Annotated in this window: 9 protein-coding genes; 8 read left to right on the top strand and 1 reads right to left on the bottom strand. The window is 65.6% G+C overall.

The window, feature by feature from the left end:
* Positions 1–11: 11 nt before the first annotated feature.
* From ASH04_RS18030 to secA, 7 genes are all read left to right on the top strand, one after another.
* Entirely contained in the window at positions 12–677 is a 666-nt protein-coding gene (locus ASH04_RS18030; protein ID WP_032370710.1) for a dTMP kinase, read from the top strand.
* Between the two features lie 4 nt (positions 678–681).
* On the top strand, positions 682–1,359 hold the full coding sequence (gene mtrA, locus ASH04_RS18025; protein ID WP_027496508.1) for an MtrAB system response regulator MtrA: 678 nt from the start codon (positions 682–684) through the stop codon (positions 1,357–1,359).
* Positions 1,356–3,038: an MtrAB system histidine kinase MtrB gene (gene mtrB, locus ASH04_RS18020; protein ID WP_032366296.1), complete on the top strand. Its 1,683-nt coding sequence runs from the start codon at positions 1,356–1,358 to the stop codon at positions 3,036–3,038. The genes mtrA and mtrB overlap by 4 nt, the downstream gene beginning before the upstream one ends.
* Positions 3,035–4,816, top strand: coding sequence for an MtrAB system accessory lipoprotein LpqB (lpqB, locus tag ASH04_RS18015; protein WP_032370711.1), 1,782 nt, complete (start codon positions 3,035–3,037; stop codon positions 4,814–4,816). Before mtrB ends, lpqB begins: the two co-directional genes overlap by 4 nt.
* Before the next feature lie 41 nt (positions 4,817–4,857).
* The gene (locus tag ASH04_RS18010) at positions 4,858–5,541 is read left to right on the top strand and encodes a ComF family protein (RefSeq protein ID WP_057474146.1); all 684 of its coding nucleotides are present in this window, start codon (positions 4,858–4,860) and stop codon (positions 5,539–5,541) included.
* Between the two features lie 233 nt (positions 5,542–5,774).
* Positions 5,775–6,443 (top strand): ribosome hibernation-promoting factor, HPF/YfiA family, encoded by a 669-nt coding sequence (gene hpf / locus ASH04_RS18005; protein WP_027496511.1) that lies wholly within the window; start codon positions 5,775–5,777, stop codon positions 6,441–6,443.
* 320 nt (positions 6,444–6,763) lie between these two features.
* Entirely contained in the window at positions 6,764–9,667 is a 2,904-nt protein-coding gene (gene secA / locus ASH04_RS18000; protein WP_057474145.1) for a preprotein translocase subunit SecA, read from the top strand.
* Positions 9,668–9,712: 45 nt separating this feature from the next.
* Here secA and ASH04_RS17995 read toward each other — a convergent pair whose 3' ends face one another.
* Complete coding sequence (locus tag ASH04_RS17995) at positions 9,713–10,309, bottom strand: Rv3235 family protein (RefSeq protein WP_141214805.1); 597 nt, start codon at positions 10,307–10,309, stop codon at positions 9,713–9,715.
* Between the two features lie 174 nt (positions 10,310–10,483).
* On the opposite strand from ASH04_RS17995, the gene ASH04_RS17990 reads away from it, so the two are divergent.
* Complete coding sequence (locus ASH04_RS17990; RefSeq protein WP_027496513.1) at positions 10,484–11,929, top strand: WS/DGAT/MGAT family O-acyltransferase; 1,446 nt, start codon at positions 10,484–10,486, stop codon at positions 11,927–11,929.
* Positions 11,930–11,932 lie beyond the last annotated feature (3 nt).

The raw sequence follows: 11,932 nt of genomic DNA, 5'->3' as shown, positions 1-11,932 counted from the left end.
GAGTTCGGTCGTTGGGAAAGCTCTTCGTCATCGAGGGAGTCGACGGAGCGGGCAAGAACACGCTCGCCCGTCGGCTCGTCTCGGCGTGGGAACGCGACGGCCTGGCCGTCGTCCGGGTCGGGTTTCCCCGGTACGGCAGGTCGGTTCATGCCGATCTGGCGGCCGAGGCGCTGCAGGGGGAACACGGAGACACCGCGGGCAGCGTGCACGCAATGGCGCTGCTGTTCGCACTCGACCGCAAGGATGCGGCCGACGAGATCCGAAACTTGTTGTCCCGCAACGATATCGTGTTGCTGGACCGGTACGTGGCGTCCAACGCCGCCTACACCGCGGCGCGGTTGGAGCAGTCCGTCGACGGAGCGGCCGTCGAGTGGATCCGGTCACTCGAATTCGAGCGGTTCGGTGTGCCCGTTCCGGACGTGCAGGTGTTGCTGGACGTACCGGTGGCTCTCGCTGCGGAGCGCGCCGCCGCGCGTGAGAGTGCGGACGCCGCGCGCACCCGGGATGCCTACGAACGCGACGGCTCGCTGCAGACCCGAACCTCGGCCGTCTACGGCCGTCTCGCAGAAACGAACTGGGCGTCGCCCTGGCGAGTCGTGCGCGCCGACGTCGACCCCGATCGACTCGCCGCCGACATGTTCAATCAGCCATCCGCCGAGCCGAAAGTGACACGATAGAGCCATGAAGCCTCGGATTCTGGTTGTGGACGACGATTCGGCTCTGGCGGAGATGCTCACCATCGTGTTGCGCGGTGAGGGATTCGAACCGTTCGTCGTCGGAGACGGCACCCAAGCGCTGGCGGCCGTCCGCGAGAATCGACCCGATCTGGTGTTGCTCGACCTGATGCTTCCCGGAATGAACGGCATCGACGTCTGTCGCGTGCTGCGAGCCGACTCGGGCGTCCCGATCGTCATGCTGACGGCCAAGACCGACACCGTCGATGTGGTGCTCGGTCTCGAATCCGGGGCCGACGACTACATCATGAAGCCCTTCAAGCCGAAGGAGCTGGTGGCACGCGTCCGGGCACGACTGCGTCGAACCGAGGACGAGCCGGCCGAACTGTTGTCGATCGCCGACATCGTCATCGACGTTCCCGCCCACAAGGTCAGCCGCGGCGACGAGCTGGTCTCGCTCACTCCGCTCGAATTCGATCTGCTGGTCGCCTTGGCTCGCAAGCCGCGTCAGGTGTTCACCCGTGAGGTTCTGCTCGAACAGGTGTGGGGCTACCGGCACGCCGCCGACACCCGCCTGGTCAACGTCCACGTTCAGCGTCTGCGCGCCAAGGTCGAGAAGGATCCGGAGAACCCGGAGGTGGTATTGACCGTGAGGGGGGTCGGGTACAAGGCCGGACCGCCGTGATCGGTTTTTCCCACTCTCGGCGACGAATCAACGGCAAGTTCTCCCCGCTCCTGCGTTGGTTCAGGTCGCTGAGCACATCGCTGGGTCATGCTTGGCGAAGGTCACTGCAACTGCGCGTGGTCGTCTCGACCTTGACGTTGTCGCTCGTGGTGATCCTGATTCTCGGCGTCGTTCTGACCAGCCAGATCACCGATCGGTTGCTCGAAGCGAAGCTGTCCGCAGCCACCGAGGAACTCGACCGCTCGCGCACCACGGTGGAGGGCAACCTCGCCGGTGCCGATGATTCGAGCGGCCTGTCCACCCGTCTCGAACGGGCGAGAGCAGCGTTGACGAACCAGGACCTCGACGCCGCGTCGACCACCGGGTCGGCAGGGTCCTTCGACCCTGTTCTGATCGTCGAGGGCGACGCGACCCGCGCGGAAGCGTCGGTCGGTCCGGTCGACCAGATACCGGCCAGCTTGCGCGACTTCGTCAAGAAGGGCCTGATCAGCTCGCAGTACGCCACTGTGACCGACAGTGACGGCGGATATTCCGGATCGGCGCTCATCATGGGATCGCCCACCGGTTCCGACATATCGGCGCTGCAGCTGTATCTCATCTTCCCGCTCGCCAGCGAAGACCGAACGCTCTCCCTGGTCCGCGGCACGCTGTTCATCGGGGCCGTGGTGTTGCTGGTACTCCTTGCCGCGATCGCGATGCTCGTCGCGCGACAGGTGGTGCTACCCATTCGATCCGCGTCCCGCATCGCAGTACGTTTCGCCGACGGCAGGCTCAAGGAGCGAATGCCGGTTCGCGGTGAGGACGACATGGCGAGGCTGGCGATGTCGTTCAACGAGATGGCCGAAAGTCTGTCCAAACAGATCACCCAGCTCGAGGAATTCGGAAACCTGCAGCGCCGGTTCACCTCCGACGTCAGCCACGAACTGCGGACTCCGCTCACCACCGTGCGGATGGCCGCGGATCTCATTCACGACGCCAGTGACGATCTCGAACCTGCCCTCAAGCGTTCGTCCGAGCTGTTGGTCAACGAGCTGGACCGGTTCGAGACGTTGCTCGGTGATCTGCTCGAAATCAGCCGCCACGACGCCGGTGTCGCCGAACTGGCCGCCGAGCAACTCGACCTCCGGATGTGTGCACGCGCCGCGGTCTCCACGGTGCGTCACCTCGCCCGCGAAACCGGCACCGAGGTGATCGTCGACATGCCCGAGACGGCGGTCATCGCCGAGGTGGACCCGCGGCGCGTCGAACGTATCCTGCGCAACCTTCTGGCCAACGCCCTCGATCACGGGGAAGGCAAGCCGGTGCTGCTGCGCCTGAGATCGGATGCCGACGCGGCAGCCTTCGTGGTGCGCGACCAAGGAATCGGTCTGCGCCCCGGCGAGGAGAAGTTGGTCTTCAATCGGTTCTGGCGCTCGGACCCCTCCCGCGTCCGGCGCTCCGGCGGTACCGGCCTCGGGTTGGCGATCAGTGTCGAGGACGCCCGGCTGCACGACGGTAAGCTCGAGGCGTGGGGTGCAGTCGGCGAAGGCGCATGTTTCCGGCTCACGGTGCCACTGGTCCGTGGTCACAAGGTGATCGGCTCACCTCTGCCGTTGAAGCCGAGCACCAAGAAATACGCTCAGGGACAACCGATCCCGGCCATCGGTGCGCAGCGGGCCGCGTCGGAGTCGTCGACGTGATTCGCTCGTCTCGTCGGCTGTCTCGCTCGCTTGCAGTCTGCGCCCTGATCTCCGCCCTCGTCTCCGGTTGTGCCAGCCTGCCCGAGTCCTCGAGCCCCCAGGCCATCGGCACGTTGACCGACGGTGCCGCGCCCACCAGCGCCCCGGCTCCCGAACCCGGACGTGAGCCCGACCGGCTGCTCGACGACTTCTTCGAGGCCAGCGCAGTGTCGGCCAACCGCCACCAGGCCGCCCGACAGTTCCTGACCGAGGACGCGTCGAACACGTGGGACGACGGCGCTCGTACCGTCGTCGCAGATCGGATCGACACCCTGTCGGGGCCCCGAACTGCAGACTCTGCGCAGTTCACGATTCGGTCGACGACAGCGGGAATCCTGGCTCCCGGCGGGGAATATCAGGCCGGATCGGACACGTTCGACATCGCGATCGACATGACGCGCGTCGACGGCCAATGGCGCATCTCGAAGCTGCCCCCGGGTGTGGTCATCGATCGCTCGGCGTTCATGGACACCTATCAGCAGCGATCCATCTACTTCGTCGATCCGCTCGGTGGGGTGCTGGTGCCGGATGTTCGGTGGACGAGCGGATCGCAGGATCAGCTCGCAAACCAGCTCGTGCAGCTGTTGATCGACGGACCCAAGTCCGCGCTGTCCGCAGCGGTGAGCAACGAATTGTCCGACGACGTCAGTATCCGGGGGCCCATCACCAAGGCCGACGGACAGACCACACAGGTCGGAGTCGGTCTCGGCGGCATCAGAATCGACTTCGGTGGTTTGCAGAACAAGGGCGACCGCGACCGGGAATTGCTTGCCGCACAGGTGATCTGGACTCTGGCCTCGGCGGAGGTTGCCGGGCCGTACGTGCTGCTCGCCGACGGACAACCCATCGACACGACCAAGCCGGACGGGTGGACGACGGCCGGGGTCGACTCCTTCGATCCACAGAGCTCCACCAACGAATCGGTCGGCCTGCACGCACTGGCCTCCGGTCGACTGCTCCGCGTCGAGGAATCCGCGACCACACCCGCCCCCGGGTACTTCGGGCAGGCACGGAATCTGCGCTCGGTGGCCTTGTCGAACGATGGAACACTCGTGGCCGGCGTTGCGGACACCGGTAGACCCGCTCCGGCACCGTCGAGCACATTGATGGTCGGTAGCTACGACGGTGGCGCGTTCCCGGTGGCCGAGGGGCAGTCGATCACGCGTCCGACGTGGGGAGCCGATGACAACGCCGCCTGGGCGGTCATCGACGGCACCAACGTCATTCGCGCGGCCCGTGACCCCTCGACCGGTCAGGTATCGGTGATACCGGTCGATGCCCGCGCGGTCACCACCCTGGGAACTCGCATCACCGAACTCCGGCTGGCCCGCGACGGCGTTCGGGCCGCACTCATCGTCGACGGCGTGGTGTACGTGGCCACCGTGGTACGCGATCCGTCGGGCGTCTATTCGCTGACGGCCCCGCGCGCGGTTGCGATCGGACTCGGCAGTGACGCCACCAGCCTGGACTGGAGCACCGGCGAGGCCATCGTCATCGCACGGGTTGCCACCGATACACCGGTGGTCCAGGTGACGGTCGACGGCTCGAGGATGGACGCCCTGCCGTCGCGCAATCTCACCAATCCTGTTCTGGCGGTCGATGCGTCGCCGGAGACCGAGTACGTTGCCGACGCCCGCGCCGTGTTCGCACTCAACAATGCCGATCCGGTCGGCGACAGGTACTGGCGCGAGGTCACCGGCCTGGCCGGGGTGAAGGCCGTGCCGATCCTGCCCGGCTGACGTCCGGCGGGTGTCGGTGGCTACCGGCACACTTCACGATCATGAGAACGCTTCTGGACCTCGTCCTGCCCCTCGAATGTGCCGGGTGTGGGGTGCCGGGGGAGCAGTGGTGTCGCCGTTGTGAACAGGCGCTCTCGGTGCCGCCTGTCCGGGTGCGTCCGCGGGTCGATCCGGGGGTGCCCTGCTGGGCGCTGGGCACGTACACCGGCCCTCGGCGCAACGGGGTGATCGCACTGAAGGAACGGGGCCGACGGGCCGTGTCCGTGCCGTTCGGGCGGGCGCTGGCCGGTGCGGTGCACCAACTGCGTGCTGCAGGCGAGATCGATCCACCGGAGCTGAGTCCCCTCGTTCTGGTGTGCGCTCCGTCCCGGGCGCGCGCAGCGCGAGCCCGAGGGGGCGATCCGGTGCTGCGGTGTGCGAGGAACGCAGCGACCGAGTTGGCACCGGAGCGAGTATCGGTTCCCCAGCTGCTGAAGATGTCCGGGGGAGTGCGGGATTCGGTCGGGCTCTCGGCAGCTCAGCGTCAACACAACGTGGCGGGCCGGATCGGCGTGATCGGACAGTCGCGCCCGGGTATCGGTCGGCCGCGGTCGCGAACCGACGAACTGACCGTTCTTCTCGTCGACGACGTGGTGACCACCGGGGCGACCCTGGCCGAATGTGCAAGAGTGCTAACCGATTTCGGGATCTCGTTGGCCGGTGCGATCGTGGTGGCCAGCGCGTGAACGCGAGTCGACGAGACACGCCGACAACCAATTCGGGGTGAACGGTGGCACACGCGTCGATGACCGACTAACGTCGCGGACACGCTCCATCACGACGGAGCGGACCGGTAGAACGACCCGTAGAAACACGGACGTGAGGTGATGCCCCGGACTCGAGATGCCGGAAGGTTCCCCATTCGGCATGCACACCTGCCACGTCCAACAGTGGGCGTGGCCGATATCGGGAGGTACACGTGACGACCCCTTCACAAGCCTCGGTTTTCTTCGACGAGAAGCCTTCGGAAGAACCCGCCAAGAGCAATGCCGACGTTGTGGTCAAGGGCCGCAACGTCGAGATACCGGACCATTTTCGGATATACGTGTCCGAGAAACTGGCTCGCCTCGAGCGCTTCGACCCCTCCATCTACTTGTTCGATGTCGAACTGCAGCACGAACGAAATCGCCGTCAGGCCAAAGCATGTCAACGCGTGGAGATCACCGCGAAGGGCAAAGGCCCGGTCGTTCGTGCCGAAGCGTGCGCAGACAGTTTCTATGCCGCACTCGAAGCAGTGACCTCGAAACTCGAAAGCAGACTCAGGCGTACCAAGGATCGGCGCAAGGTCCACTACGGCGAGAAGAGACCCGTATCCGTCGCCGAGGCCACCGCTGAACTCGCCGAAGACGACACACTTGCGCTCGATCCCGAGACCAAGCTGGATTCGTTCGAGGACGATCAGACCGGCCCCGGGCACATCGTTCGCACGAAGGTTCACTCGGCGGCACCGATGAGCGTCGACGATGCGCTGTACGAGATGGAACTGGTCGGCCACGACTTCTTCCTGTTTCACGACAGCGCCACCGACCGGCCTTCCGTGGTGTATCGACGGCATGCCTTCGACTACGGCCTGATCAGGCTCACCTGACCGAGCGTGACGGCGAACGGGTCGTTCGCCGTCCGTGAAATATCCGACCACTGCAGGCTCGACGCCGGACACACGATCCCCACGTCGAGCCTGCAGTGCTGTGTCGGGGTTGTCCGAATGCCGGCGTGGTGTCGTTCGGGGACCGACAGTGGGACTGCCGTACCCACAGCGAGACCGCCTACCATGGACGCGTTCGGGTTACTGCCGCGCGGACGTCACGGTGACGAACCCGTGCGCTCGTGCAGGTAGCAGTAACGCGTCGAGTAACAGATTTGTTCGTGTCAGTACCCGTGAACCGAGGATCGAGGACGAGAAAACCCGTGCCGTCGCTGTCGTTTTCCAAGCTGCTCCGTGTTGGTGAAGGTCGCATGGTCAAGCGGCTCAAGAACATCGCTGACCACGTCTCGACCCTGTCTTCGGACGTCGAGAGTCTCTCCGACGACGAACTGCGGGGTAAGACCGCCGAGTTCAAGGAGAGGTACTCGTCCGGGGAGACCTTGGATCAGTTGCTGCCCGAGGCATTCGCGGTCGCCCGTGAGGCATCGTGGCGGGTGCTGTCCCAACGGCACTTCGACGTGCAGGTGATGGGCGGAGCTGCCCTGCACTTCGGCAACATCGCCGAGATGAAGACCGGCGAGGGCAAGACCCTGACGTGTGTTCTGCCTGCCTACCTGAACGCCATCTCCGGCGACGGTGTGCACGTGGTGACGGTCAACGATTACCTCGCCAAGCGTGACTCGGAGTGGATGGGCCGTGTGCACCGCTTCCTGGGTCTGTCGGTGGACGTGATCCTGTCCGGGATGACGCCGGTCGAACGCCGTGCAGCGTATGCCGCCGACATCACCTACGGCACCAACAACGAGTTCGGGTTCGACTACCTACGCGACAACATGACGCACTCGCTCGACGATCTGGTGCAGCGCGGACACAACTTCGCCGTGGTCGACGAGGTCGACTCGATCCTCATCGACGAGGCGCGAACCCCACTGATCATCTCGGGCCCCGCCGACGCGTCGAGCAAGTGGTACGGCGAGTTCGCCCGGATCGCCCCCATGCTGAAGGTCGACACCCACTACGAGGTCGATATCCGCAAGCGCACCATCGGTGTGCACGAGGCCGGCGTCGAGCTGGTCGAGGATCAGCTCGGTATCGACAACCTGTACGAGGCGGCCAACTCGCCTCTGGTGAACTACCTGAACAACGCCATCAAGGCCAAAGAGCTCTACACCAAGGACAAGGACTACATCGTCCGCGACGGCGAGGTCATCATCGTCGACGAGTTCACCGGTCGCATCCTGGTGGGACGCCGCTACAACGAGGGCATGCACCAGGCGATCGAGGCCAAGGAGAAGGTGGAGATCAAGGCCGAGAACCAGACCCTCGCCACGATCACGCTGCAGAACTACTTCCGCCTGTACGACAAGCTCTCCGGCATGACCGGCACGGCCGAGACCGAGGCCGCGGAGCTGCATCAGATCTACGGATTGGGCGTCATTCCGATCCCGACGAACCGCCCGATGGTCCGCGTCGACAACGGCGACCTGATCTACAAGACGGAAGAAGCCAAGTTCGACGCGGTGGTCGACGATGTCGTCGAGCGGCACGAGAAGGGCCAGCCGGTTCTCATCGGCACCACGAGCGTGGAACGGTCGGAGTATCTGTCCAAGCAGTTCACCAAGCGGGGCGTCGCGCACAACGTGCTCAATGCGAAGTTCCACGAGCAGGAAGCGACGATCATCGCCGAGGCCGGGCGACAGGGCGCGGTGACCGTCGCGACCAACATGGCCGGCCGTGGCACCGACGTCGTGCTCGGCGGCAACCCGGACATCCTCGCCGACCTGAAGCTGCGTAAGCAGGGCTTGGACCCGGTGGAGACGCCCGAGGAGTACGAGGCCGCCTGGGAGCCTGCTCTGGAAGAGGTCAAGGCACAGGTCAAGGCCGACGCGGACACCGTGCGCGAGGCCGGTGGCCTGTACGTTCTCGGCACCGAGCGCCACGACTCCCGCCGTATCGACAACCAGCTCAGAGGGCGCTCCGGTCGTCAGGGTGATCCGGGCGAATCGCGGTTCTACCTCTCGCTGGGCGACGAGTTGATGCGTCGATTCAACGGCGGCGCACTCGAATCGATCATGACTCGGCTCAACTTGCCCGACGACGTCCCGATCGAAGCCAAGATGGTGTCCAAGGCCATCAAGAGCGCACAGACCCAGGTCGAGCAGCAGAACTTCGAGATCCGCAAGAACGTCCTCAAGTACGACGAGGTGATGAACCAGCAGCGCACCGTCATCTACGAGGAGCGCAGGCGCATCCTCGAAGGTGCCGACATGGAGGGCCAGGTCGAGGGCATGATCACCGACGTGATCACCGCCTACGTCGATGGTGCGACGAGCGAGGGCTACGTCGAGGACTGGGATCTGGAGCAGTTGTGGACGGCGCTGAAGACTCTGTATCCGGTCGGTATCGACCACAAGGTTCTCTCGGGCGAGAACGAGGACGGCGAAAAGGGTGACCTGAGCCGCGACGAGCTGCGCGAGGCGCTGCTCGAGGACGCCCGCTCGGCCTACGCCGCTCGCGAGGCCGAGATCGACGGCATCGCAGGCGAGAACGGAATGCGGGAGCTCGAACGTCGGGTTCTGCTGTCCGTCCTCGATCGCAAGTGGCGCGAGCATCTCTACGAGATGGACTACCTCAAGGAGGGCATCGGACTGCGTGCGATGGCCCAGCGAGATCCACTGGTCGAGTACCAGCGGGAGGGCTACGACATGTTCCAGGGCATGCTCGACGGCCTCAAAGAGGAGTCGGTGGGCTTCCTGTTCAACCTCCAGGTCGAGGCGACCCCTGCCCCGGCAGGTCCGGCCGCGTCCGCAGGTCTCGCGGTTGCCCCCGGGTTGGCCTCACCCGTCGGATCCGGTCGTCCGGCACCTGCGGCAACGTCGGCACCTGCGGCCACGGGCGATCGGCCTGCGGCCAAGGCGGCCCCGGCCCCGGCCGCTCCAGCTCAGGCAGCTCCCACAGCTCTACGTGCCAAAGGACTCGACGAGCGGGACGAACAGAGATTGACGTTCTCCGGCCCGGCCGAGGGGGGCGGTACGGCTGTGCAGCGATCGGATGCTGCAGGGAGCGCGGAGTCGGCGGCCGAGGGAACCCGACGCGAGCGTCGCGAAGCAGCGCGAGCGCAGAACAAAGCACCGAAGAAGTCCGCGCGCTCCAAGCGTAAGAAGTAGTCGGCCGGGTCGATCCGGCGCGACCTCGCCGGGCGACCCGTGTTCTCAACCCACTCGCAACGAGGTGACCGTCCATCCTGGCCGCCGCGGGTCGACCGCTTGCTCGATTCGGCCCGCGAAGGCGAAGGTGCGTGGACCGCGGGTGTACGAGCCGAATATCTCGGCCGACGTGTCCGATCTATAGGCGACGTGCACGCGACGCACCGCGGCGAATCCGAGTCGCCGTCCCGGTGGGGGCGTGCGGACGATGGTGCGGATCAGGTCGATCACGGGCGCAGTGAACAACGAGGACAGTTGCTCGGCACTGCGCCTGCGGTCGATCACCTCGATGAGCAACCGCATGGCGCGTTCGGCGCTTGCCCGCGCATCGGCGGGCACCACTTGCACGATCGGTCGTTGCGGTGCCTCGGTCCGGCGGCGGGGGCGAGTGCTGCGTACCGATGCCGGATGGCGTTCCGGTGGCCTGTCCGCGCTCTCACCCCGGCCCCAGGTGTGCACCGCGCCTGCCGAGAGTGGCGGCTCGAACTGGGTCGGCCGCGACAGAAAGCAATGGTGCTCGGCGCGCAGCCGAGAGTCCGCCCGCGACGGTATCGGGCTGTCGTCCCCGGTGTCCGGCGGATCGTTGGATTCGATGACGCTCACACCGACATTGACGGTCGCGATCGAATTTCGGTTCCCGAGATCGACGACACGTCGGTGCCCACCCGGCACTGGGACTCACGTCGTGAACCCACGTACTCTGAGTTCGAGCACACCGCGCAACAGGCGGTATCGATCGGGGCGCACCACGTGCGAGGACGGGGACCGAGACACGCGATGGCGACCAGACTGACGGCGCAGGATGCGTCGTTCTACTTTCTCGAGGCCGGCAGCAGTCCCATGCACCTCGGCTCGCTCGCCGTTTTTCGGACCCCGCGGAGCGGTTTCAGTTACGACCGACTGCTGTCGTTGGTCGAACAGCGACTGATGCTGGTTCCGCGCTACCGGCAGAAGGTCCGCGAAGTCGCGTTCGGTCTGGCGCGGCCGGTCTGGGTGGACGACGCGGATTTCGACATCACCTATCACATCCGTCGTTCGGCACTACCCAAGCCGGGGACGGACGATCAGTTGCACGACCTGATCGCGCGACTGACCTCACGGCCGCTCGATCGCACCCGGCCGTTGTGGGAGATGTACCTGGTCGAGGGACTCGCGAAGAATCGTTTCGCCATCTTCACCAAGTCTCATTCGGCCCTCGTCGACGGCGAGAATGCGCTCGACATCGGTCAGGTCATTCTGGACGCGAGCAAGAACCCCGCGCCGATGGCCGAGGAGCTGTGGATGCCCGCTCGTGAGCCCAAGGACTCGGTGTTGGTGCTCGACGCGCTCACCGAACTGGTGGTGCGTCCGGGCGAGAGCATCGAGACGTTGCGCGGCGCGGTCAACGGGGTTGCCGGTCTCGCGGGCGACGCATTGCGCGCCGCGGGCAAGGTCGCGGCCGTGCTGCGCACCGCGACACAGAGCGCCCCGTCCAGCCCACTGAACGCGCCGATCTCACGAAATCGTCGGTTCGCCGTGGCCAAGACCGAGCTGGCGGATTACCGCAGGATCCACGACAGATTCGACTGCTCGATCAACGACGTCGTGCTCGCAGTCGTCACCGGCGCGCTGCGAAATTGGCTGCTCTCGCGCGGCGAACCCGTCACGGCATCGTCCACGGTGCGGGCCATGGTGCCGATGTCGGTGTACGTCTCGTCCGATCGCGTCGGCTTCGGTGAGGGCAGCGACATGTCCGGTGAGCCGGCCGAGGACGATCGCAGCGAGGTGTCCTCGTTCCTCGTCGACCTCCCGGTGGGGGAGTCGAACGCCGTCGTTCGGCTGTCTCACATCGCGCACGCGACCGAGGCGCATTCTCATCAGAGCCGCGGTGTTACGGCTCAGACGCTGATGCGGATCAGTGGGTTCGCTCCGGCGAGCCTGCATGCCATGGGTGCGCGGGCGGGTAGCCGACTCTCGCAACGAGTGTTCAACCTGATCGTCACCAACGCGCCGGGGCCGCAGTTTCCGCTGTACGTCGGTGGTGCCCGGATGCTCGAGATGTACCCGGTGTCGCCGCTGTTCGAGAATCAGGCGTTGAGTATCGGGCTGACGTCGTACGACGGTTTCGTGTTCTTCGGGCTCAACGCCGACCGCGGAGCGATGCCCGATGTGGATGTGGTGACAGCGCTACTGCACGAGGCGCTGGAAGAGTTGGTCGACGCCAGCAACGAATCGAGAGTGTGAGGT

The sequence above is a fragment of the Rhodococcus sp. Leaf233 genome (assembly GCF_001426165.1).
In the GTDB taxonomy this organism is placed as follows: domain Bacteria; phylum Actinomycetota; class Actinomycetes; order Mycobacteriales; family Mycobacteriaceae; genus Rhodococcoides; species Rhodococcoides fascians.
The sequence above is the reverse complement of the archived record's forward strand: the minus strand, read 5'-3'. Positions and strand labels throughout refer to the sequence as shown.